General features: G+C 43.0%; 20 protein-coding genes and 1 pseudogene. 10 read left to right on the top strand and 11 right to left on the bottom strand.

Annotation, left to right across the window (positions count from 1 at the left end; translation table 11 throughout):
* Nucleotides 1-251 precede the first annotated feature (251 nt).
* A complete protein-coding gene (locus H6G32_RS12470) occupies nucleotides 252-1,334 on the top strand; it encodes an anthranilate phosphoribosyltransferase family protein (RefSeq protein WP_190458613.1) in 1,083 nt (360 codons plus the stop codon).
* On the opposite strand, the gene H6G32_RS12465 is transcribed toward H6G32_RS12470, so the two are convergent.
* From H6G32_RS12465 to H6G32_RS12440, 6 genes are all read right to left on the bottom strand, one after another.
* Nucleotides 1,320-2,246 carry an MBL fold metallo-hydrolase gene (locus H6G32_RS12465; RefSeq protein ID WP_190458611.1) on the bottom strand — a complete coding sequence of 309 codons (927 nt, stop codon included), beginning with the start codon at nucleotides 2,244-2,246 and terminating at the stop codon, nucleotides 1,320-1,322. The genes H6G32_RS12470 and H6G32_RS12465 overlap by 15 nt on opposite strands.
* An 11-nt stretch (nucleotides 2,247-2,257) precedes the next feature.
* A complete protein-coding gene (panD, locus tag H6G32_RS12460; protein ID WP_190458609.1) occupies nucleotides 2,258-2,641 on the bottom strand; it encodes an aspartate 1-decarboxylase in 384 nt (127 codons plus the stop codon).
* A gap of 145 nt (nucleotides 2,642-2,786) precedes the next feature.
* Nucleotides 2,787-3,302: an inorganic diphosphatase gene (locus H6G32_RS12455; RefSeq protein ID WP_190458607.1), complete on the bottom strand. Its 516-nt coding sequence runs from the start codon at nucleotides 3,300-3,302 to the stop codon at nucleotides 2,787-2,789.
* A 446-nt stretch (nucleotides 3,303-3,748) separates the two neighbouring features.
* Complete coding sequence (locus H6G32_RS12450; protein WP_190458605.1) at nucleotides 3,749-3,937, bottom strand: hypothetical protein; 189 nt, start codon at nucleotides 3,935-3,937, stop codon at nucleotides 3,749-3,751.
* A 988-nt stretch (nucleotides 3,938-4,925) separates the two neighbouring features.
* A complete protein-coding gene (locus H6G32_RS12445; RefSeq protein WP_190458603.1) occupies nucleotides 4,926-5,897 on the bottom strand; it encodes a DUF362 domain-containing protein in 972 nt (323 codons plus the stop codon).
* Nucleotides 5,898-5,970: 73 nt separating this feature from the next.
* Nucleotides 5,971-7,407, bottom strand: coding sequence for an aspartate ammonia-lyase (locus H6G32_RS12440; RefSeq protein WP_190458601.1), 1,437 nt, complete (start codon nucleotides 7,405-7,407; stop codon nucleotides 5,971-5,973).
* Nucleotides 7,408-7,544: 137 nt separating this feature from the next.
* On the opposite strand from H6G32_RS12440, the gene pgsA reads away from it, so the two are divergent.
* Nucleotides 7,545-8,084, top strand: coding sequence for a CDP-diacylglycerol--glycerol-3-phosphate 3-phosphatidyltransferase (gene pgsA, locus H6G32_RS12435; protein WP_190458598.1), 540 nt, complete (start codon nucleotides 7,545-7,547; stop codon nucleotides 8,082-8,084).
* A 65-nt stretch (nucleotides 8,085-8,149) separates the two neighbouring features.
* Here the strand turns inward: pgsA and H6G32_RS12430 are convergent, their stop codons facing one another.
* Entirely contained in the window at nucleotides 8,150-9,088 is a 939-nt protein-coding gene (locus H6G32_RS12430; RefSeq protein ID WP_190458596.1) for an NAD-dependent epimerase/dehydratase family protein, read from the bottom strand.
* A gap of 244 nt (nucleotides 9,089-9,332) precedes the next feature.
* Here H6G32_RS12430 and H6G32_RS12425 point away from each other — a divergent pair, with 244 nt between their 5' ends.
* The 5 genes from H6G32_RS12425 to H6G32_RS12405 all read left to right on the top strand — a co-directional run bounded on the left by H6G32_RS12425 (nucleotide 9,333) and on the right by H6G32_RS12405 (nucleotide 14,541).
* Nucleotides 9,333-10,484 (top strand): glycosyltransferase, encoded by a 1,152-nt coding sequence (locus H6G32_RS12425; RefSeq protein ID WP_190458594.1) that lies wholly within the window; start codon nucleotides 9,333-9,335, stop codon nucleotides 10,482-10,484.
* Nucleotides 10,485-10,587: 103 nt separating this feature from the next.
* Nucleotides 10,588-11,319 carry a sugar transferase gene (locus tag H6G32_RS12420; protein WP_190458669.1) on the top strand — a complete coding sequence of 244 codons (732 nt, stop codon included), beginning with the start codon at nucleotides 10,588-10,590 and terminating at the stop codon, nucleotides 11,317-11,319.
* A gap of 566 nt (nucleotides 11,320-11,885) precedes the next feature.
* The gene (gene gmd / locus H6G32_RS12415) at nucleotides 11,886-12,965 is read left to right on the top strand and encodes a GDP-mannose 4,6-dehydratase (protein WP_190458592.1); all 1,080 of its coding nucleotides are present in this window, start codon (nucleotides 11,886-11,888) and stop codon (nucleotides 12,963-12,965) included.
* A gap of 24 nt (nucleotides 12,966-12,989) precedes the next feature.
* Nucleotides 12,990-13,934: a GDP-L-fucose synthase family protein gene (locus H6G32_RS12410; protein WP_190458590.1), complete on the top strand. Its 945-nt coding sequence runs from the start codon at nucleotides 12,990-12,992 to the stop codon at nucleotides 13,932-13,934.
* Between the two features lie 46 nt (nucleotides 13,935-13,980).
* The gene (locus H6G32_RS12405) at nucleotides 13,981-14,541 is read left to right on the top strand and encodes a 5-formyltetrahydrofolate cyclo-ligase (protein WP_190458667.1); all 561 of its coding nucleotides are present in this window, start codon (nucleotides 13,981-13,983) and stop codon (nucleotides 14,539-14,541) included.
* Nucleotides 14,542-14,729: 188 nt separating this feature from the next.
* Here the strand turns inward: H6G32_RS12405 and H6G32_RS12400 are convergent, their stop codons facing one another.
* The gene (locus H6G32_RS12400; RefSeq protein WP_190458588.1) at nucleotides 14,730-15,167 is read right to left on the bottom strand and encodes an HNH endonuclease; all 438 of its coding nucleotides are present in this window, start codon (nucleotides 15,165-15,167) and stop codon (nucleotides 14,730-14,732) included.
* The gene (locus tag H6G32_RS12395) at nucleotides 15,164-15,553 is read right to left on the bottom strand and encodes a hypothetical protein (protein ID WP_190458586.1); all 390 of its coding nucleotides are present in this window, start codon (nucleotides 15,551-15,553) and stop codon (nucleotides 15,164-15,166) included. Before H6G32_RS12395 ends, H6G32_RS12400 begins: the two co-directional genes overlap by 4 nt.
* 69 nt (nucleotides 15,554-15,622) lie before the next feature.
* On the opposite strand from H6G32_RS12395, the gene H6G32_RS12390 reads away from it, so the two are divergent.
* The 3 genes and pseudogenes from H6G32_RS12390 (at nucleotide 15,623) to H6G32_RS12385 (ending at nucleotide 17,849) form a co-directional block, all read left to right on the top strand.
* Nucleotides 15,623-15,868 (top strand): hypothetical protein, encoded by a 246-nt coding sequence (locus H6G32_RS12390; RefSeq protein ID WP_190458584.1) that lies wholly within the window; start codon nucleotides 15,623-15,625, stop codon nucleotides 15,866-15,868.
* A 739-nt stretch (nucleotides 15,869-16,607) separates the two neighbouring features.
* A pseudogene (locus tag H6G32_RS27540) lies at nucleotides 16,608-16,679 on the top strand (hypothetical protein); the annotation flags it as partial.
* A gap of 336 nt (nucleotides 16,680-17,015) precedes the next feature.
* Nucleotides 17,016-17,849, top strand: coding sequence for a carbohydrate ABC transporter permease (locus H6G32_RS12385; protein ID WP_190458582.1), 834 nt, complete (start codon nucleotides 17,016-17,018; stop codon nucleotides 17,847-17,849).
* Nucleotides 17,850-17,929: 80 nt separating this feature from the next.
* Here H6G32_RS12385 and H6G32_RS12380 read toward each other — a convergent pair whose 3' ends face one another.
* Nucleotides 17,930-18,637, bottom strand: coding sequence for a sugar transferase (locus H6G32_RS12380; RefSeq protein WP_190458580.1), 708 nt, complete (start codon nucleotides 18,635-18,637; stop codon nucleotides 17,930-17,932).
* Nucleotides 18,638-18,905: 268 nt separating this feature from the next.
* Nucleotides 18,906-23,000 (bottom strand): hypothetical protein, encoded by a 4,095-nt coding sequence (locus H6G32_RS12375; protein ID WP_190458579.1) that lies wholly within the window; start codon nucleotides 22,998-23,000, stop codon nucleotides 18,906-18,908.
* Between the last annotated feature and the right edge of the window lie 6 nt (nucleotides 23,001-23,006).

The following is a 23,006-nucleotide window of genomic DNA, read 5'->3' as shown; positions in this document are numbered from 1 at the left end:
AGAGGTTTTCAGGCAATAAAGCCCGTGTTAGGGTAATTATCAAATCACTCATCAGAATACTCCTTTGTTGAGTTTTTCCTTGGTTTATGGCGCTTCAAGTTTCAATCGTATTCCCAAGTCTATAGCTCAATTAAATTCTATAGTTGAGTTAAATTCAGGACTTTAGATGTTTAGTTATTTAGGTAAATTCAGGTAAATTCAGGTAAATTCAGGACGAATGTATTTAATTGGCATTTGACCAATGACTAATTATGAGCAATGTATTTAGGGAATTTCTCAAGAAAGTAGGCAGTGGAAACCATACAGCAGAAAATTTAACCCGTGCTGAAGCGGCTACTGCTACCAAAATGATGCTGCTGGGTGAAGCGACACCAGCACAAATCGGGGCGTTTTTGATCGCTCACCGGATCAAACGTCCCACAGGGGAAGAGTTAGCGGGAATGTTAGATGCATACAACGAACTAGGGCCAAAACTGCAACCCATCGCTGCTTCGCAACCAGTGATAGTTTTAGGTATTCCTTATGATGGCAGAACACGCACCGCACCAATTAGCCCGATTACTGCATTATTACTGGCCTCGGCTGGGCAACCAGTGGTGATGCACGGAGGCGATCGCTTACCGACAAAGTATGGATTACCCCTGATAGAGATTTGGCAGGGTTTAGGAGTCAATTGGACTGCTTTGACATTGGCAAAAACCCAGCAAGTATTTGAGCAAACAAAAATCGGCTTTGTTTATCCACCAGGGCATTTTCCCTTAAATAACACTATTTGGGAGTACCGCGATCAACTTGGTAAGCGTCCACCCTTGGCAACAATGGAGCTAATTTGGTGTCCTTATGCTGGGGATGCTCATATTATTGCCGGGTTTGTCCATCCGCCTACAGAAGCGATGTTTCAGGCGGCTTTGGGGCTGCATCAAGTCACAAAATTTACCTTAGTGAAGGGATTAGAAGGTAGTTGTGATTTACCACGCGATCGCACGGCGATTATTGGGGCATCTTCAGCAGGGGCATCCCCAGAGTTAGAACGGTTACACCTAGCCCCCCGTGAATACGGCTTTACTACCAAAAATGTACCCCTTGGTAGTACTGGAGAACTAGTAGCGGATATGCAGTTGGTATTGGCTGGCAAATCAACAGAATTAATGGAAACAGCCTTGTGGAATGGTGGGTTTTACCTGTGGCGCAGTGGTATTTCTCCAGATATGGGCGAGGGTATAGCCAAAGCAGCAGAATTATTCACCAGCGGTGCAGTAGCTGCCAAACTCCAAGAACTCAACTTGGCAGTAAATTCGGTGTCAACAGCGGCATTTCCATTATTTAACAGGTAATATCAGACCTTCACGGGCTAGCAGTGCTTTGGGAAAAGCAGACTTAACTTCAGATTGAACATGGTCAAGAAAATCATCATGATCATCTGGGTGGTGGTGAGTAATAACTAACCTTTTTACACCAGCCCTGTCAGCCAAATCTACCGCAGTTTGCCAGAGTAAATCAGCCGATTCATGGTTATGAGCTGTAGGAGGAGTGTAGGTGGCGTTAGCTATAAACAAATCAACGTCTTGAATCAGCGGTAAAATCTGCGATAGCGAAGCGCTGCTGCTTTCAGCAGATCGCTCCCATTGCTCAAGACGATTGTACAAATCAGTTATGTAGGCAACGCTATAGTCCTGCCAAGATACACGATAGCCCACTGACCGCTGAGTTTGATTAATTAATGCCGTTGTAATCGTTACATCATCTAGCCTCACCTCATTACCCGCAGTCAAATTATAAAACTTCAATTCAGACTGCATTACCTGTAAAGGGTAAGGAAAATGCGGCTGGAGCATCTGATCGCACAAGCATTGTTTAATCGAGGCACTATTTGAGGCTGCTGTTCCATAAATGTGGAAGTAATTTCCCGCCATAAATGCCGGGGCAAAAAACGGAAACCCTTGAATGCGATTTGATTGAGAGTTGGTAAAAAAGAGATGGGCTTCTAGTGGCTGTTGTACTTGCTGCCAAGTTTTGCCCAGGATGCGTAAGCCCGTACCGCCATCAAAAATTAAGCGTTTCCCAGCTACATACATCTCTACACAAGCAGTATTTCCACCATAGCGGCTGGTATCGCTGCTGGGAGTGGCAATCAAACCACGCACGCCCCAAAATTGCACTATAAATTCTTCAGATGCGCTACTTAGCAGAGGAGTTAGCTTTTCAGTTACGTAGCTTTGGGAACCCGACAGCTCAAAATTTGACATTTTTCCTGAAATTAGAGCTTACTGAGTAGATCATTGTAGAGCCGAACTTCTAAAAGTCGGTTTTTTTCATCCACAATGACAACTCTAGGAGAGTAATTTTTTAACTCTTCTAAGTTTAACTGCCCGTAAGTCATTATAATCACTCTATCGCCTGTAATGCCTAGACGTGCTGCTGCTCCATTTAATTCAATCGCCCCTGAGTTGGGGGGAGCCGGGATGGCGTAAGTAATAAACCGCTCACCATTGGAATTATTCACTACTTGTACCTGCTCATAGGGTAAGATGCCAGCTTTTTCCAAGAGGACTTCATCAATACTAATACTGCCAACGTAGTGGAGATTCGCCGCTGTGAGGGTGCAGTTATGAATTTTTGCCAAAAGGAGAGTGCGTTCCATTTCGTTTCGGGTGATGTGGCAATTTTTGTGATCCGCAATCAGCAAAGGTGTTGTGTCTGCCTATTTTTTAAGTCTGGTTTTTCTAGCTAGGTGATAATTTAGAAGGGTAACAGGTAATTGAATATAACCTATTACCCAAGTTCCATTACTTTTGAGTGTAAGCTAGGATAGACTTTTCTACCAAGGGACTGACTTGCTCAACATCCTGCCAACCAAGAATTTGAGTTACCTTTTTTTCCAAATTTTTATAAGAGCGGAAAAATTCGGCAATTTCTTCCAAGCGGTGGGGGGGTACGTCTTTCAAGGATTTTACTTGAGCGTAGCGCGGATCTTTGTCGGGAACACAAAGAATCTTTTCATCGCGATCGCCACCATCAATCATCTCCAAAAAGCCAATTGGTCGTGCAGCAATCACACAACCTGGAAAAGTTGGTTCATCAATTAGTACCATACCATCCAGTGGATCGCCATCATCAGCCAAGGTATTAGGTATAAAGCCATAGTCATATGGATACTGTACTGAGGAATAAAGTACCCTATCTAAGGCAAAAGCTCCCAATTCCTTATCAAATTCGTATTTATTTTTACTCCCGCCCGCAATTTCAATCAGGACATTGACTATACCCGGTTTAGGTTGGGCAGGAATAAGGGATAAATCCACAACAAAACTCCTCTACTAACAGTGAATCAAGGTAGCACACAGTTTGGCTCCCCGTGTAGAATTTTAGGGCAATAAGGGATCTCTTCCCAAAGATTCACTTTGCTCCCTTGGGAAAACAGATGAGAAAAGACGCGCCTTGCTGTCGATCTGGAGTTTCTGTGTACTTAAAGTGGTTGCTGGATAGGTAATTTTTGGGAAACGCGGGTTTTTTTAGCCATAGTTCTCTAAAAAAAGCGTTGCTAAGTTTCCTCGCAACGCTTTTTTTAATGAGAAATGAGATATATTCTAGAGTGGCCTCAGACTTGATAGTATGTTAGTCAGTCAAGATGACTGAATCTGGAGTCCAACAACACAGATTTAGTGCCATTCCTCCCACGGCCAACAGCCCTAGGAGGAGGGACTGCTGCTGATCTGGTTGAACGGGTAAAATGCTCCATTAGTTTGGTCTAATCTTCACTGTTTGGTAAGGTGTAGGTTAGGGTTTGCTGGTTATTCTGAACATTGTGTGAAGAATAGTGGGCGATGACAAATACAGGTAGTATTAGGGTTACTAGAGCGATCGCAGTTCCCACAACGTCTGCCAAACGATGGGAATATGTGTCGGGAGAATTGGCAGACTGGCTATTTGAATTCATACAAAATTGCAATTCGTCAAATCACTTGTAGGTTTACTCTCTCAAGAGAGAGTTTTGATGCTATTTTAGCTATTTTTTGCCTGTCAACTATGTAGCATTCAGGTATTTCATCCAGTTTTGCAAGTGTCATAATGGCATTTTCATACATGACGATTTTGTTACAAAGCAGTCTGTATACATCTGATGCTGTATTTGGTGACTAATATTTTTAGATATTTGACTGTACTGTGTCATGGATATCTCACAGATGGCTAACAGCTACAGCTTTATCAATGACATTTTTCATCTGTTTGCAGATTAATCAACAAAGTTTGTTTGGGCAATATGCTTAGAGTATAACATTTCCAGATGCTTTTGTGCAGAGCATTTGCCCTGGTTATAGGATTGTTAATACCTAATAAATATACCGAAATAATACTTAAAAACGTGAGCGTAGTTAATTATTCAACAGTAATTACACATAAAAATATGCCAAAATCAGGAAGTTCAGAGGGTAATAATGTTTTTAGCAGGAGATTATTACTGAATAAATATATTTATCGAACCGTGTTTTGCCGCATTTATTCAGTGATAGCACCAAGAAAATATTGTAGAAGTTAAATTAGCAAAACTAAGTGCAATTACTCCAATTTTGTCAATCTATATATAGGTAGATTAATAATTTCTAAATTGCGGGTGTGGCGGCTTTTCGTCAGAGATCAGTCCACCTGCAACCTTGTCCAAAGTGTCAAATCGCCCAGACTAAGTTTTGGGGAAATCCAAACTGTAATATGAGGAATTGAACACAAATTAAGCGATGAAAAAACCGCCACTAGATGAGGGCGGCCTGGTTAAGCAATCGGAGGGTACTTACAGTTTAATTTGCTAATTTTAAAATTGTTGTAGCAACCTTGGCACTGGCGACGATCTTGAGCTAAAGGAAATCGAGAATTAGAGAAAACTATCAAAATTTAAATTTTCCCGTGTCCTGGCAAATTCCCGACCCCAACTAACCTTTACTGTAAGTACTCATTGGTTCTTTAATGAAACGGATATAGAGATGCTTAAAAGTAGACTTAATCACGCGGGGCATGGCAAAATCAATGGGCATTAGCTGATCTGGTAGCTGCCAATCTTCTATTTGTAGTAAATCGGGGGATAAGTTAGGAAACTCAATGTCAGCAAGTTCTGGACAAATTCCTAGTTTTTGGGAAGCAGCAACAGTGGGAACTTGTGCCGGAGGGACTTGGAGAATTTCCAGCATAGCCATATCTAAGGCAAATACATTTGATGCTGCTGCCAAAACGCCTAGTTGACGAGGTTCACCCCCACTAGGTCCGTTGCCTTCATGACCAATAATCCCGTCTAAAATAGTTAAATTGGGGTTAATTGTTCTGGCAGTTTCTACTAACATTTCTGCAAATCGGTTGGCGTCTTTCCCTGCTTCCATGTGCCACCAAGCTTTCATTTTACCGGGGACGCAACCAAAGAGGTTTTTCACGCCCAGAGTTAAGGTTAGTTGCATATGAGATTTAACTTTGGGGAGGTTAATAACCACATCTGCTTCTATCGCTTCTTTGCACAGCAGGAGGTGATTAAAATTGTCGCTGATAGTTTGGTAACGCTGGCCGTGGAACTCGACAATTGGCAGATTGAGTTCTTCTAAAATCGGCAGATAGCCATTGGCTGTGGCGACTCCTTTGGCGCTACCAAAAGCGGGACTATCTCCTAAAAATGGCTTACCGCCCACCTCAATTACCATCTGAGCAATTGCATAAACCAGTTCGGGGCGGGTGGTACACTCTTTAGTGGGACGAGAGCCTGTGAGCAGATTGGGTTTGAGTAAGACGCGATCGCCTTTTTTCACAAAAGCCCCAATTCCCCCTAAAGGTTCCAGCAGTATTTCTAAAGATTCTCGCAAAGCTTCTCTTTCATAAGATGTAGCCCGGATGAGACTGACAGATGGTTTTTGAGTCTGCATGGATTTTAAATTGTGATTGGTGAAAATAGAATCAAGAAGAATTGCTTCTTTTTCCTATTTTCTCACTTTGTTTTTAGTCCAGTTTGTCCGATTCTGACATGAGGGGTAAAATTCCGCTCATTTGTTCTAAATTTAACACGGTTGCTAATTCTGCTGCATTCATTAGCCCCCGTTCTAGAACAATCTGCCGTAGAGATTTGCCAGTTTCTAAAGATTCTTTAGCTACAGCCGCAGCGTTAAGATAACCGATGTGGGGATTGAGGGCGGTAACTAAAGCTAAACTACCTTCGGCATAAGCTAAACAGCGTTCTCGGTTGGCGGTAATTCCAAGTATGCAACTCTGTGTGAGGGCCGTGATAGTATTACCGAGAATTTCGATGCTGTGAATTAGGTTATAGGCAATCAGTGGCATCATGACATTCAGTTCTAGTTGTCCGGCTTGGGCAGCAAGGGCGATCGCATTATCGTAGCCCATCACCTGAAAACATACCATTGATGTCATTTCTGCCATCACCGGGTTATATTTCCCTGGCATGATTGAAGAACCAGGTTGGACTGGGGGTAATTGAATTTCTTTAAAACCCGTTTTTGGCCCGGAATCCATTAACCGCAAGTCGTGAGATATTTTGACTAAATCCTGTGCTAGGTTCCGCAAAGCCCCGGAAACATTCACATAAGGGGCCATACTTTGCATTGCTGCCATGAGGTGGGGTGCTGGTTCTAGGGGAGTATCCAGCAATTGGGAGAGAATTGCCACTACACGGGCACGATATAGGGGGTGGGTATTCATTCCTGTGCCCGCGGCACTTCCACCCAAACCCAACACCATTAAATCCCCAGAAGCGGTATAAATGCGGTTTTGGTGTTCTGTGAGGATTTGCGCCCAAGCCTGAAAATTATCCCCCAAACGCACTGGTACGGCATCTTGGAGGTGGGTTCTGCCTGATTTGACGATATCTTGAAATTCTCTGGCTTTTGCTTCTAGGGATGCGATCGCCTTTTCTAAAGCTGGGTGTAATGTGTGATAAAGGGCCAATAAACCACCAATGCGAATTGCTGTGGGAATCACATCATTGGTAGACTGCCCGTAGTTAACATGATCATTGGGGCTAACCCGCTGGTAATTCCCCTTTTCTTCGCCGAGAATTTCTAAAGCGCGATTTGCCAAAACTTCGTTAACATTCATGTGGTGAGAAGTTCCCGCACCAGCTTGATAAACATCCACAACAAACTGATCGCGCAACTTACCCGCAAGTATTTCTTCAGTGGCTTTAACAATCGCCAGACTGATATCTTCAGGAATGCAGCCTAGTTCACCGTTAACAATGGCGGTGGCTTTTTTTATAATTAAACAAGCGTCTACGTAGGTGGGTAAAGGCTTAATTCCACTAATGGGGAAGTTTTCCATCGCCCGTAAGGTTTGAATACCATAATAAGCGCTACTCTTAATTTGGCGATCGCCCATCGAATCGCGTTCAATGCGGAATTGGGAATCTGGTTGTTGAGTCATAGTATTGTTTGAGGAGAGCTTCAGAAAACAGATTTTCCCATGTAGGCAGACTCAGATACGCTAATCTGCATAGATTTTGAATATTTGTTTGGCTGTTTGTTAGTTTACACTTCTTAATTTTGAATTTTGAATTTTACATGACTATACCCAACTGGATTACCTTTTCTCGACTCTTGGGGATACCATTTCTGCTTTATGGCTTATACAATCCCACACCGCAAGCTAGATGGGTATGTTTGGGAATTTTTTTAATTGCGGCTTTAACTGATTGGTTGGATGGCTATTTAGCGCGAAAACTCAACCAAATTAGCGATTTAGGGAAATTTCTTGACCCTTTGGTAGATAAATTACTGGTACTGGCGCCGTTACTGGTTTTGATTGAGTTAGGAAAAGTGCCAGCTTGGGGAGTATTTTTAATACTAGGGCGGGAATTAGCGATCGCTGGGTGGCGGGTCAACAAAACCACGATTACCGGAGCAAATATTTGGGGCAAACTCAAAACAGTCAGTCAAATAATTGCGATCGCCCTTTTAATTGCACCCCTATCACCAGTATGGCAAATTCCCACCCAAATTAGCTTTTGGGTATCTGTTGCTTTAACGTTAATTTCTGGGGGAATTTATCTTTTACCGGAGAATCCAGCTAGAAACTTGAACGACAATGCAAAATCTACCTGAAAAAGCTTCTCGTACATCCTGGCAATACTCAGATTCCCGACTTCTTAGAGAAGTCGGGAATCTTGTTACACAGCTTTTAAAATTTCTTCATCGACAGAAAAATCTACATCAGCTTTGTCACGCCCAGATGGTAGATAATCGTTTTCTAAGGAGTCATTCAGCCCAGAAATTAAATTATACTCAGGTTGCCAGTCTAATTCTGTTTGGGCTTTGTGTACAGAGGCAAAGAAATGTTGCACTCGCATGGGAAAAGCTTTGCGCTTGCCAAAATCAAACTTTTTCGGGTCGTAATGCACAATTTTTAGAGAATCGGGTGATTTGCCAGCAGCAACAGCACAAGCACGAGCTAAACCATCAAAGGTCACAAAGCGATCGCCAGAAATATTATATATCTGACCAATTGCCTTTTTGTTACCCACCACCTGAGTCATTGCCTGAGCCAAATCCTTGACATGACCTAGTTGTGTGATGTGCATTCCATTACCAGGGATAGGCAGAGGGCGATCGCGCACAATTCGCTCAAAAAACCAGCTTTCCAACTCATTATAGTTCCGGGGCCCATAAATATAGGTCGGACGAATAGAAGTAAAAGGTAATCCCTGTTGCATCAGGTAAGCTTCCGTTTCGTGCTTACCCTTGTGACGACTCTGAGGATCAACTGCATCCCCTTCTACATGGGGCAATTGGTCAGATTTAAGATAGACTCCAGCAGAACTCATATATACAAAATGTTGCACCCGTCCTTGAAAAATTTCGGCCAGTGGTTGAGTGTCCGTAAGTTCCCGCCCATTATTGTCAAAAATGACATCAAAACTTTCTTGTGCTAACTTTGCTTTTAGCTGAGTAGCATCAGTGCGATCGCCTATAATTTGTCCTACTCCCTGTAACGAAGGTGCTGGACGATTACCACGATTGAACAGTACCACCTCATGTCCAGCTTCCACCAGTAGTTGAGTCAGGTAGACACCAATGAACCGAGTGCCACCAATAATCAAAATTCGCATAAGTTCCCAATTCCTATGTCAGTTGACGTCAAGGGACTGGGGACTCTTTACTAGGGAAAACTTTTCCCAATCCCCAATCCCCAATCTGAGGTTATCAGGTTGCAGCCTCTCTGGTGGAACCTCTTTTAGTCGGATTACGTCTTCGGGTTAATCTGGGGCGCTTCCCATTCATTCATCACAATGGGAAACTTTTCAGTTAACCTCATTCCTTCCCCAAGTATTTGCCACCTATTCAAAGTTAGCTGTGCCCTTGAAATATGCTCTGGTTCATGAGTGGCTGACGCCTAAAGCCACAGGTGGTTCAGAACTCGTTGTCCGGGAGATATTGAATCACATTGATGCTGATTTATATTCCCTCATCGACTTTGAATCTACCAATCCTGAAAGTTATTTATATGAGCGTCAGATTGGCACGACGTTTCTCCAGCACTTCCCCTTAGCCCGCCAAGGTGTACAAAAATATCTGCCTTTGTTGCCCTTAGCGATGGAACAACTGGATTTACGGGAATATGATGTAATTCTGTCTTCATCCCACGCTGTTGCTAAAGGCGCTCTGACAACTCCCGATCAGTTGCATATTTGCTACTGTCATAGTCCCATGCGTTATGCCTGGGACTTGACCTTCGATTATCTCCGCCAAAGCAAGCTGGGGAGTGGTTTAGCTGGATGGGTGACGCGGTACTTACTGCATCAGTTGCGCCAATGGGATGTATTGAGTGCAAACCGCGTTGATTACTTTATTGCCAACTCGCAGCATACAGCTCGGCGGATTTGGCGTTGCTATCGGCGAGAAGCAAAAGTAATTTACCCACCAGTTAATCTTGAGGGATTACCCTTTTTTCGTCAGAAGGAGGATTTTTACCTGATAGTTTCCCGTTTAGTGAGTTATAAGCAAGTATCCTTAATTGTCAAAGCTTTTAACCAACTACAACGACCCTTAATCGTTATTGGTACAGGACCAGAAATGAACAAGATTCGCTCCTTGGCAAATGCTAATATCCAAATACTGGGATGGCTTCCCGATGATGTGGTAAAAAAATATATGGCCAGTGCCAAGGCATTTGTCTATGCGGCTTGTGAAGATTTTGGCATCGCTTTGGTGGAAGCACAAGCTTGTGGGACTCCAGTTATTGCCTACGGTGCAGGAGGTGCGCTAGAAACTGTGCGAGATATTCGCACTTGTACGGATACAGGGACTGGTATATTCTTCAGGGTGCAAACAGAGGCAGCTTTAGTGGAGGCGGTAGAAAAGTTTGAAGTCTATCAGGACTTTTTTAATCCTGAGTATACGCGAGAACACGCCACCCAGTTTTCTGGGCAAGTTTTTGCAGAGCGATACCTCGATTTTTTAAATAAATGCCAAGAAAAAAGACATTCCTGGAAATCATGGTCTTGATTTTTAGATTTGTTTTCTAGGCTTTTGGAAATTTCCCCCCAGAAGCACTGCCTTTTGGCTTTAAGATTGGGACTATGTGTGGTGTGGATTCTTAAGGAGTATGATGACTGCCCAGAGCTCACTCCTCTCCGGCAAGCGATCGCGTACTTTCTTAAAACGTGGTCAACAAACAAAGACGCCGAGGGTAAAACCCAAAGGTTTGTCTTTACAGGGTTTAAACGGAGAGTTTGCCAAGCGACTGTTCGATATTGTTTTTTCGCTTTCGGTCTTGATATTGTTTTTCCCCGTCTACTTAATCTTGGCCTTGCTGATTGCTTTCAGTTCAGAAGGCCCGATTTTTTATGCCCAAGAACGGGTTGGTAAAAACTATAAGCGCTTTAATTGTATTAAATTCCGCACAATGGTGAGCAACGCAGACGAAATTCTCGTGCAAATGATGGAAACATCCCAAGAATTGCGGCAAGAATTTGAAACCAGTTTTAAGCTCAAACAAGACCCCAGAATTACCAAAATTGGTCGGTTCTTACGAATTACCAGTTTGGATGAATTTCCTCAGTTCTGGAACGTTTTAAAAGGGGACATGAGTGTCGTCGGTCCGCGACCCTTAGTAACGGAAGAATTGCCAAAATACGGTTGTCACATCGATCAGATTTTAACAATCCGTCCCGGAATCACTGGTTTGTGGCAAGTGTCTGGGCGCAATGATATTCCGTACCCCCGGCGAGTTCAAATCGACCTACATTACGTCAAATATAGGAATTTTTGGCTCGATTTATGGATCATCTTGAAAACAATTGATGTGGTCATTATGCCCAAAAATAACGGGGCGTACTGAGAAGCTACTCAAGGTTGATTCTGTGGGGCAACTCATGCCCCCGGATACCAATTATTGCATGGAAACTGAGCAGGGACACCACATAAGTCACTCCAGTATGGTCATATTTTTATTTATCCTCTAGTGGCAAAAAAATAAATTCTATTCAAATTGATCAAACTTAAGCCTTGGCAAAAACCTGGACAAAATTGGCGGTTCCAACGCTTGTTGGCGGCTTTTACAATCTCGTTTTCACACAATATCTTGGGTGAAGCCTCGCTGCGCACCGAGTTTACGCATCTGACGAGCAGATTTTGGATTCTGACCGCCAATGAAAGGATAACTTTAATGAAGCCCTGGATAAAATTTAGTCGCCTAAAAATTTATACATAGATACTCAGTATATGCTATTTTTTATTTAGACCTTACTTGTTAAATTACTTTTACTTAAGTATACTTATTTACAGCCAATTTCTATTAACAACTAATACTCTTAGGCTCTCCATTAGGCAATTGAGTAATTAACTGTTAGTTTATATCAGATTGCCTGTAACTTTTTAATCACCGATAACAAGGGATAATTGAGCATGACGCAACCGAAGCGCGCGTTGATTACTGGTATCACCGGTCAAGATGGTTCATATCTGAGTGAGTTTTTGCTAGAACAAGGTTATGAAGTTCATGGTATTATTCGCCGAACTTCTACCTTCAACACAGATCGCATCGATCACATTTACGAAGACCCTCACAAAGAGGGAGTGCGGTTGTTGCTTCACTATGGTGACTTGACAGATGGGACGACCCTGCGGCGGATTTTAGAAGAAGTCAAGCCAACAGAAATTTACAACCTGGGTGCTCAATCCCATGTCAGGGTAAGCTTTGATTCCCCAGAATATACGGTAGATGCGGTAGGAATGGGAACTCTGCGGTTGCTAGAAGCAATTCGGGACTACCAGCAGCGCACAGGAATTCAGGTGCGGTTCTACCAAGCAGGTTCTTCGGAAATGTTTGGTTTAGTGCAAGCAATACCACAAAGTGAGACAACGCCATTTTATCCTCGCAGCCCCTACGCTTGTGCTAAAGTTTACGCTCACTGGCAAACAGTGAATTATCGCGAGTCCTACGGCTTGTTTGCTGCCAATGGGATACTTTTTAACCATGAATCGCCCCGACGTGGCGAAACCTTTGTCACTCGCAAAATAACTAGAGCAGTCGCCCGCATCGTTGCTGGTAAACAGAAAAATATCTATATGGGCAATCTTGATGCCAAGCGGGATTGGGGTTATGCCAAAGATTATGTGAAGGCAATGTGGCTGATGTTGCAACAAGACCAGCCAGACGATTATGTGATTGCTACTGGCGAAACCCACTCAGTCAAAGAGTTCCTGGAATTAGCATTTAGTTATGTAAACCTTAATTGGCAAGACTATGTAGAGTTTGATGAGCGTTATCTGCGTCCATCAGAAGTAGAGTTATTAATTGGCGATCCAACTAAGGCACAACAGAAGTTAGGCTGGAAACCGTCTGTAACCTTTACCGAACTTGTGGCGCTGATGGTAGAAGCCGACTTGCAAGCCTTGGGTCACACTTCCCCCAATGGAAATGGTTCACTACTACCTCAAGATATTGCTACTGTTCGTCAAGAACTAGGCGCTCTCCACTTCTGATTTACACCGCGGAGGATAAAAAATATGACAGCCTTAGAACTAAAAAATAAACGGATTCTGGTCACAGGTGGATCAGGGTTTCTAGGTCGTCAGGTGATAGATCAGCTGTGTCAGGCTGGGGCTGACCGTGAAAAAATTACTGTAACGCGATCGCGCGATTGCGATCTAAGGGTATGGGAAAATAGCCAACGTGCAGTCAACCAGCAAGACATTATTATTCACCTAGCAGCTCATGTTGGTGGTATCGGTCTTAACCGCGAAAAACCCGGCGAGTTATTTTACGATAACTTGATCATGGGCACTCACCTGATTCACGCTGCCTATCAAGCTGGAATCGAAAAATTTGTCTGTGTTGGCACTATCTGCGCTTATCCCAAATTTACCCCAGTGCCATTCAAAGAAGATGACCTCTGGAATGGCTATCCAGAAGAAACCAATGCTCCCTATGGCGTTGCCAAGAAAGCGCTTTTAGTGCAACTGCAATCTTACCGTCAGCAGTATGGCTTTAATGGTATTTACCTGTTACCAGTGAATCTATACGGGCCTGAAGATAACTTTGACCCCAAGAGTTCCCACGTGATTCCGGCGTTAATTCGTAAGGTACATGAAGCTCAAATTAAGGGAGAAAAGCAACTTCCCGTTTGGGGTGATGGTTCTCCTACTCGTGAGTTTCTCTATTCAGTAGATGCCGCAAGGGGGATTGTTATGGGTACGACATCCTATAACGACTCTGAACCGGTTAATTTGGGAACTGGTTATGAAATCTCCATCCGTGATTTGATTAATCTAATTGCGAAATTGATGGAGTTTGAAGGTGAGATTGTTTGGGAAACTGACCAACCGAATGGTCAACCCCGCCGCTGTTTAGATACTGAAAGGGCAAAGCAAGCCTTTGGTTTCACAGCTCAGGTAGGCTTTGAGGAAGGGTTAAAAAATACAATTGAGTGGTATCGGCAAAACGCCGCTTAGTTAGTTATCAGGTAGGGCATTGTCCCTACCCCCTGATTCTGGTTTGATGAACAATATTGATGCTCAACTAGATAAAGCCAAGCTACGCCGTACTCTGATCAAAACGCGGCAATCAATGTCTGTTGTCGAGTGGAGAGAAAAGAGCGATCGCATTTCCTCTAATTTACAAAATTCTGTATTATTTACTCGAGCTACTACCATCCTGGCTTTTTTCAGCTTTCGTCAAGAACCTGACCTTAGCTCACTGTTTACCAACTCTGATAAACGTTGGGGTTTTCCCCGTTGTGTTGGTAAGTCCCTAGCTTGGCATTTTTGGCAACCTGACGACGTCATTAATACAGGTGCTTATGGCATCCCTGAACCACATCCAGAAGCGGCAATAATTGATATAGAAGAAGTAGATTTAATTCTCGTTCCCTGCGTGGGTTGTGATGTCCAAGGATATCGCTTGGGTTATGGTGGCGGCTATTATGACCGTTTGTTGAGTTCTCCACCTTGGGCTAAAAAACCTACTATGGGCGTAGTTTTTGATTTTGCCTATTTACCACAACTTCCCCTTGATATTTGGGATAAACCTTTACAAACTGTGGTGACAGAAAGAAGATGAGTGACATAGAAAAATATATTGCTAAACGTAATGTTAATAATTTTTGACTCGTTCCCAGTCTCTGGCTGGGAATGCAGTTTTTGAGGCTCTGCCTCAAAAAAGGTAATGGAGGGAGAGCCTCCTGTAGAGCATTCCCCGGAAGAGCCAGGGAACGAGAACGGAGAATGGATGAATTAGGATAACTATTGCTACCCATTAGCATCTTCTGGTGGATGCCAACCAGCAGAAACCCATGCTTGTCTAACAGTAATTGCATAAATATTATTGAGTTGTAGGGCTAAAACTGTAGCGCGTCCACAAGCAGTCAACCCTATAATATGTGTATCATTATTAGTCCAAGCAAAATGACATGACCACTTTTGTTGACGAGGATTAAATAACTTTACATTACTGTCAGTTACTTGGTCTAGTCCATGAGTTTGAGTGCCTTTATATCCGTTGCATAGTCTACAAGCAAGCCATAAGTTTTCTTCGTCATCAGTGCCACCTTTAGCTTTGGGGATAATATGATCAATCTCCAAAATACCCAATACATACTTTTGCAGACTACGACAGTAACCACATTGATTATTAGCCTGGGTTCGCACCCTAACCCGGACTTGTTCAGAAATTTGGCTAGAACTCACGCACCTAACTCTTTAATTAATCCACGTTTTACAGCTTCACTCAATGCAGTAGCTTTTCGCAATAGCCTTTCTTGATAAATTTGCATTAGTGCTTGTAATTCAGAATGTTCTAACTCTGTGATCATACCAGCTTGCTGTCTGTCTAGCAATTCACTCAAACGGCTATCTTCCTCAGGGTTCATTTGTAACTCTGTCAATGCCAAAACTTGCACGTCAGAAAGTGCTGATACAGGTTCAAGGGTTGCGGCTTCTTGACTAACAGGTGGGATAGAAAATTGGATAGTATCAACTAAGATGCTTGCTAAATCACGGTTTGCTAGACGTGCGAAGTGTTCAGCTTTTTGGTAAACATCGTCTGGTAGAGTAATTGTGATTTGGTTACTCATATTTTTGCCCCATTTTCCTTACTCTATTAAGTATAAAGGTAATAAATTCCAAATACACAAGAAAAAACAATGTCTGAATTATTGATTGATTTAAGTTTCGATGAGTTAGCAGCTTTAGCAGAAAGTGTTTTATCTCGCAAAAGTCAGACTCAATTAGATGAGTTATTAACTAAAAAGTCTGAAAATAAATTGTCTAATGAACAAACTGATACTTTAAACAGACTATTGGCAGAGGTTGACGAATTAAATATTATCAAAGCTAGAGCGAGATACACATTAAATACTTTTTATAATAACCACCGCAGTGCCAGGTAATAAAATTCTGATTTGCAAAACTCGCAAAGCCTTAGATATTAAACTTTATAAATCTCGATGCGAGAGAAAATTAATCATTCACAATTAACTCGTGTGCGGAAAATGTGGGTGAAAATGGGTGAGCATCCACCCAATATTTGAGAAAGTAAGATGTAGGTTGGGTTGAGGAAGGATACCCAACATTACCAAAAAATTAGTTGGGTTTCTCTTCGTTCACTGAGACGACTTTGGCGTATTTCCTGAAGATACTGTAATAGTCGTGTACCCAGGTTGCATATGCTATTGTGTACGGTTTGGAATTGTTCTGAGGTCATAATTAGTGAATGTTGGCGAAAAAATAAGATTAATTAGGTAGGAAGATAGGAAAAAGTCAGACTATATCATCAGTTAGGCTTGTAGAAGTGTCGCAATTGCTTAGTAACAAGCTGGTTTTTGCTGTATTTCACCATGAAATACCATAAGTAAAATATAGATAACAGTATTTTTACTGAAAAAGCACATTTAAAATACAGGTATGTGTAAATCCCTTTTATTCCTTGGTGCTGCTGTAATTTACTTTACACTTCCATCCCAGCCTTAACCCTCCCCGCTTGTGGAGTAGCCATAAAGATAATCAATCAGTATGTTAAAATTAATAAACAAAAATATAGAACCTAGAGAGTATGTGAGCGAAATTAACTTAAATGAAATCAAAATAAAGGAATTACTAAAAGCCGCTATTTTGGAATTACTGTAAGAAGAAAAAGAGGTATTTTCAGATTTATTGACAGAAATTATTGAAGATATAGCTTTAGAGAGGGCTATCAAATAAGGTGAAAATACTGAACCAGTCAGCCGCGAAAATATTTTCAAACTTCTAGATAGAAAAGATGAATGTAGAGTTTAGGAAAAGCTTTGAGAAAGATTTAGACAATCTACGGGATACAAGTTCACTGCAAAACCTTAAATCCGTAGTTGAAGAAGTGAAAAATGCTGTTAGTCTAGCAGAAGTTAATAATGTATGTTAAAAAACTTAAAGCTGATGGTGATTATTATTGCATTAGAGTTGGAGACTACAGAATTGGTAACGGGGTTTCTGAGGATGTGGTAATTTTTGTGAGAGGTTTATAGATACTTTCCATCATTTGAGCAGAAAGCTTAACCTGAGATGAATTTACAAAAATCACGTCTGCAAACTTTATTAATTTATGGAATACTAGGAGCGATCGCACTCGTTACCCTGTTTCCCCTGCTGTGGCTGATTAGTACGTCCTTGAAATCGCCGACGGAGAACATCTTTCAGTCACCACCCCAGCTATTACCCAGGCAACCGACTTGGGATAATTTCTCTACTGTTTGGCAGTCCCTACCTTTTGGACAGTACATCTATAACAGTACTCTGGTGTCAGTACTGACTGTGGGTTTAAATCTGCTGTTTTGTGCTTTAGCTGCCTATCCTTTGGCCAGACTATCATTTGTGGGGCGAGACTGGATATTTATGGCCATCGTCTCTACGATTATGATTCCCTTCCAAATCGTGATGATTCCCCTGTACATTTTGACAGTGCAGATAGGGTTGAGAAATAGTTATTTAGGCATGATTTTTCCCAGTTTAGCTTCTGCTTTTGGGATTTTTCTGTTGCGGCAGGCTTTTATGAGTGTCCCAAAAGAGATAGAAGAAGCCGCCCGGATGGATGGCAGCTCAGAGTTAGGGTTATGGTGGTATGTGATGTTGCCAGCAATTCGCCCTGCACTTGTTACCCTTGCCATTTTCGTATTTATCGGCGCGTGGAGTGACTTTTTGTGGCCTTTAATTGTCATCCAAGACGAAAATTTATACACCCTACCTTTGGGTGTGGCAAAGCTAGCGGGGACATTTTCCCTTGATTGGCGATTGGTGGCTGCTGGTTCAGTTATTTCTATTGCACCAGTTTTGGTATTATTCCTAGTTTTACAACGCTATATCGTACCAACTGACAGTGGTAGTGGAGTCAAGGGGTGAAAAAATTCAAATCCAAACAATTTTATCGTTCTAAATCACGGTGAGAGCAACCCAACCAGGCTGCTAAGGGTAGCAACAGCTTAATAAGCGCCACTCTTGTTAAAAACAACCCAGATAGTTTTAAAAATCAGACTCAGGTCGTAAGCTATAGACCACTTATCCTGATAATTTATATCCATGCTGACGATGGTTTCAAAATCTTTGATGCTGGAACGACCATTAGCCTGCCATTCTCCAGTCATACCTGGTTTGACTCGCAATCTTTCCCAGTGGTGTGGTTCATAGTGTATGACTTCATCAGGCGTTGGTGGACGGGTACCAACTAAGCTCATATCCCCCACCAAAACGTTCCAAAATTGAGGTAATTCATCTAAGCTAGTGCGCCGCAGGAATTTACCCACTGGAGTAATGCGAGGATCATCTGTACATTTAAAGATGTGACCTTGGGCTTGATTTTGTACCAGATGCTTGAGTTTTTCGGCATCAACGACCATAGACCGGAACTTCCAAATGCGGAAAGATTTGCCGTTGAGACCGCAGCGAATTTGGGAATAAAATATCGGGCCTGGATCGTAAGCAATAGTGGCGATCGCTATAGGTATAGCCACCAAAGCGGTAATTATCAGTCCCACAATGGCTCCGACGATGTCAATTAGTCGTTTAGTGGCACTAGCAGTCGAGGGGTGTAAAGGCTTTTGTGAGAACTTAACTGGAACCAGTGAATCTAGAAGGGTTAAATTATCCACAACAAGACTTTTGGCATCAGTAGTTAAAGTAGACATGGACATAGTTATTATGTAGTTTTTACTTATTTTGCCGTTTCTACTGGGTTCTACTGAGTGATAATATAGACAATTTTTCCAGCTATAAAACAGCAAAATGCCTCGAATTTACAAAATCTTTAAAAAAAAATATGTATTTTAAGTTTTCAGTGTTTTTCCATAAGACTGAAAAATAAATGTTGCACAAATGCCCCCACTTGTGAATAGACTGTAATTCTACTTACAAGTGGGCGTTTCGTGCCTTGCATATTGCTGGAAGAGAAGGTTGTTCTACCTAATGATGTGTCTCTAGAATGAAATTAACCGTATATGGTTCTTCTAGAGATTGCTGAGTACTAGCTTTGATAGCATCTAGATAGCGACGCAAAGACAGCAGTTGTTGGGAATTGGGACGATAGGTGAGACTGCCTTGTTTTTCAAAAAGTGCTGTGCTGGCGATCGCCTGATAGTCAGAATTTTCTTGAGAGTGCTGGGTGAGCCAAATGGAGTCTGGGGTTGAAGGTATCAAACCAGGAGGTAATTCACCTTCTAAAAAAGCCAGCAGCCGTTGCTGACAAGTGCGGGTATTGATGCCACGACCCTCAAATAACTGGAGAACTTCACTAAAAGATAAAGGTCGGTCAGGTAAAAGCCGGAGCAATTCGGTGAAGAGGAAATAATCAGTGTACTGTTGCCTAGGCACTTCTAAAACCTGGGGATGCAGAGGTAGCATAGCCAGACCATAAGCCACCCGACTACATAGAGGAGCGCCATTGTCGCCAAGATATAAATCTTGAATAATTTTGGCGTTAGGGAGTTTTTGCCGTAACCAACGGTTTACCGTTCCCACAGAAGCCACCCCACCAGTGAGGATTGCTTGATTAATTGCTTCTGTGGGGATGCCACGAGCTACCAATAATTTGTTAAGTTCTCGGTTGAGGCGGCGCACAAATGGCACAAGTACTTGGCTCTCTAGGTCTCGTCGCTGCAATATCCACCGCTGGTCAGCTAATTCTAGGGTAAAAGAGTCTTGGTGTTGCAATATCAGCTTCAGGGCCAGAGCAGCATCTAGCACTGCCTGTCCCAGAAGGGAGCTTTCTAGACGCTGCTGGAGGCGAATACGAGGGATAATATCTGGTTCCCCGACTCGCGGTAGTTCTAGTTCTTCCAATCTCAAGCTATGCCAATGCATTTGGTCTAATCCGGGAATGGCTGGTTGCCAATGCCAAGGGCTACTGGTGAGTGTGGTGCTATCAGCCTGTGTTTCTAGACGTGATTGCCGAGATTTTGGTGGCAACAGCAGCTGGCAGATAATGTCCTGCTCAATGCCCTTGCCAGCATAGGCAAAGCCGTGGAGCATGAAATCGTTGTGTGCCAATTGCCCCAGGTTTTCCGGCAAATCAACCAAGGACATTTCAGTGGCAGTTGCCCCAATATTGATTGTCAGGGTGTTACCAAGGAGAGGATGATCGCTGGTTTTTGCTAAACGTAAACCTTGATGTTGGCTTAATTGGACTCTTTGAGCATCTGCACTATCGAGTTCTGGGAGCAGACTGGCGATCGCTTCCTCAATAAAAAATACTTGCTGGGGATGGGAGACGAGTTTGCTAGTCAGTACAGCTTCCCGCACATTGAAGCGATATTGTTCCGACCAGCTGGAGGGGCAAGTGCAGATAACACCAGCAATGTTATTAATAATCTGAGAAAAAGTTGCTGTGTCTATACCAATAGCAGTAGCAATTAAAGCCGGAGTGGTACTTGTTTGATTAGACTTGAGAGTTAACAGCAGTTTCGAGAGCGATCGCACCACCCAAATCAAAGGCCCCGCAGAAAAATCATTTAATTGCAACACAGGTTCCCATTTTTGCTGTGTGTTCTTGTAGGGAATGGACACTTGTAAATAGGGCTTCAACTGTGCTGAGTAGAGATTATTCGCCGAATCTGGTGCCGACCTAGCCAGGTTTTCAGGTACTTTTTCCTGAGCCACAGCCGCAGGTGCTGTCTGCTCCATAGCTTCCGTACTCTCCAGCTCCGAGTGAGGTATAGAAGCCCCAGGCAAATAAACCTCTGCTGGTAAACGAAATGATTGCTGGAAGGAAGTTGCGCCTGGTTGGTTTTCTGCTGACCAGTAGATAGGATAGACAACAGCTATAGAGCGATTCATCAGCGCCGCAGAAATTCCCGTTGTCCCCAAATCAATTCCTAGATACCAAACCCCATCCAGAACATTGGATGCAACTTCAGAATTATTCAGGGAGTTAGAAATGTCCAGCCAAGAACTTTCCAGCGCTGGAACTACGACTTCCTTTTTTTTTTCAAAGTTCAGGCTCAAGTCTACCTCAGCTTCCGGCTGAGGAATCTCCAGACTGGAAAAAGCAGCCGTTGGAGTATGCTCTACTTGTTCCGTACTAGGAAAGTCACTACTAGAGTCAGCGGTGCTGAACCCCTGATTGTTCTCATTCACCAAATCAGGGAAACTATCCGAGTTAGTTCCAGGCTCCAAGAAAGAATCGATCTGGCGATCAAAGTTAGCCAAATCTCGATCCAATTGCTGCATCTGCTCTTCGTTCAGAACAATATCAGACACAATGGGCAGTTGTGTTTGCTCTAGAGAAAGCAAATTTTCCTGTAGCGAAGCAGCAATATAGTTATCTAACGGACGCTCCTGCTCCTCATTGTTAATTAATGCTGCCGATGTCGCCATCGGAATTTCTGCTGTGGTGGTTGGTAAATGATTCACGGAGGCTGATATTTCCAGCAGTTGCTGATCACTGCCGAGATCAACCAATAAGTCAGTCAGGACTGTAATTGTATCAATACTAGGTGGACGAGAGTCGAGTTCTACGGGGAAACTTTCCCCTGTGGTGACTACTGCCTGTGTTTCAGTATCTTCTGTAAAAAATAAAGTTTCCCATGACTCTGATGATGAATCTGTGGGTTGAGCAATTGCATCTGGGATTTCTGGTGGGAGAGGATTGTCCAGATCCAAAAGATTTACATCTGCTTCTTTCAACCCAGGATCTGGTAATGCTACAGATGAATTTATGCTATTTGCGATCGCCAAAGACCCAGGTTCTGGTAATGCCACAACAGCATCCTCTGGTGGCTCTAGATTGGTTGAGGATAAATCTGTGCTGTTAGGTCTAATTAAAGCCGATTTCGCGGCTATTTCCAGAAGAGATAACTCATTCGTGACAACCTGTGGAGTTACCTCAAGGCTGGCGTTAGTAGAATCATTAGCACCAAACAAACTAGCATAAAGTTGGTCTACTTCATCATTAATTAACTCAGAACTATCTAAGGGCAATTCAGTTGGATTAGTAGCTGTAGCAGTCTCTGAAGATGGAGGCTCATCAGCACTAAACGGTAACAGCACTGCATCCAGATCCTCTGTTTCCGCAGAAATCTGAAGGGAAGATACATCCCTTGCTGTCGGCACAACCTCCGCACTGCTAGAAGCTGACTGTACCTCTACTGAGTTAACCACCAATGATGGTGATGCTGGTAGTACTTCATTTTCTACCCCAAGAAACGATGGCTGGACACCAGAAGATTGTTGCTGCAAATACTGGGTCAAATTGTTAAAAAAGCTCGCCATCAACTGCTCACCTTGCACACCCTGACTGTGCATTCTTGCCAGTGCTTGAGACAAGGACTGGTGATAAGTATTGATATTGCCCTGTAGTGCATCAAATACAACATTAACAGTCCCGTCTAGTGAGAGTAAGCGTAGATCCAACTCCCTAGCCAGTCCTGCTAACCGCTCCACCCAATCTGGCGATTCTAAAAAAGATTCAATTGTCGAGGGTACTGGTTCTTCATTCGCGTTGCGACTGGGTATTGGAGAACTTAGGGAATTAGTCAAATGTGGCGTTAAACTTGGTACCAGGCGACTCATGAGCACTTGTAAAAATTCGGAAATCATCTGCTCTTGGTTTGCCAACTGCTGGGTTAGAGAGTAGTTTTGCAGTCGCCTTTGCTCTAATTGCCTAATTTCCTGGATCAGAGTTGCTCGCTCTTGCAACAATCCTGATAATTCCGCTTGCAAGGGCTGGAACAATGCGGAAAATTCACTATTTAATAGACCTGTCTCAACAACACTCTGCTCTTGGTTGGGTTGGTAAGACTGAGCAGAAGACTGGTTACTACCTTCCTCGACAAATCGCGCCAGCAAAGGTGACAGGGGCTGTCCAGAAGGCTGACTTTGAACTCTGGTCTCTAGTGCCTCGCTTTCAACTAACCTGACAAGAAAGCCACGAATTTGCTGTAACACTTCTCTTGGCTCCTGCGCCTGACCAGACAACAGTCTAGACAGGCGCTTGCCACTGCTGGCAAGTAAATTGTCAATGTCTGCGATCAGTTTTTGAATTTCATCTACACGGGAAGTCACTTTAAA

It is taken from the genome of Cylindrospermum sp. FACHB-282 (assembly GCF_014697195.1).
Taxonomy (GTDB): domain Bacteria; phylum Cyanobacteriota; class Cyanobacteriia; order Cyanobacteriales; family Nostocaceae; genus Cylindrospermum.
The sequence above is the reverse complement of the archived record's forward strand: the minus strand, read 5'-3'. Positions and strand labels throughout refer to the sequence as shown.

Coding starts and splice junctions, on each gene's coding strand:
- H6G32_RS12405 (WP_190458667.1), top strand. CDS start 13,981: ATGAACAATATTGATGCTCAACTAGATAAAGCCAAGCTACGCCGTACT.
- H6G32_RS12380 (WP_190458580.1), bottom strand. CDS start 18,637: ATGTCCATGTCTACTTTAACTACTGATGCCAAAAGTCTTGTTGTGGAT.
- H6G32_RS12430 (WP_190458596.1), bottom strand. CDS start 9,088: ATGCGAATTTTGATTATTGGTGGCACTCGGTTCATTGGTGTCTACCTG.
- H6G32_RS12420 (WP_190458669.1), top strand. CDS start 10,588: ATGACTGCCCAGAGCTCACTCCTCTCCGGCAAGCGATCGCGTACTTTC.
- H6G32_RS12465 (WP_190458611.1), bottom strand. CDS start 2,246: ATGTCAAATTTTGAGCTGTCGGGTTCCCAAAGCTACGTAACTGAAAAG.
- H6G32_RS12440 (WP_190458601.1), bottom strand. CDS start 7,407: ATGACTCAACAACCAGATTCCCAATTCCGCATTGAACGCGATTCGATG.
- pgsA (WP_190458598.1), top strand. CDS start 7,545: ATGACTATACCCAACTGGATTACCTTTTCTCGACTCTTGGGGATACCA.
- H6G32_RS12450 (WP_190458605.1), bottom strand. CDS start 3,937: ATGAATTCAAATAGCCAGTCTGCCAATTCTCCCGACACATATTCCCAT.
- gmd (WP_190458592.1), top strand. CDS start 11,886: ATGACGCAACCGAAGCGCGCGTTGATTACTGGTATCACCGGTCAAGAT.
- H6G32_RS12445 (WP_190458603.1), bottom strand. CDS start 5,897: ATGCAGACTCAAAAACCATCTGTCAGTCTCATCCGGGCTACATCTTAT.
- H6G32_RS12470 (WP_190458613.1), top strand. CDS start 252: ATGAGCAATGTATTTAGGGAATTTCTCAAGAAAGTAGGCAGTGGAAAC.
- H6G32_RS12385 (WP_190458582.1), top strand. CDS start 17,016: ATGAATTTACAAAAATCACGTCTGCAAACTTTATTAATTTATGGAATA.
- H6G32_RS12395 (WP_190458586.1), bottom strand. CDS start 15,553: ATGAGTAACCAAATCACAATTACTCTACCAGACGATGTTTACCAAAAA.
- H6G32_RS12390 (WP_190458584.1), top strand. CDS start 15,623: ATGTCTGAATTATTGATTGATTTAAGTTTCGATGAGTTAGCAGCTTTA.
- panD (WP_190458609.1), bottom strand. CDS start 2,641: ATGGAACGCACTCTCCTTTTGGCAAAAATTCATAACTGCACCCTCACA.
- H6G32_RS12410 (WP_190458590.1), top strand. CDS start 12,990: ATGACAGCCTTAGAACTAAAAAATAAACGGATTCTGGTCACAGGTGGA.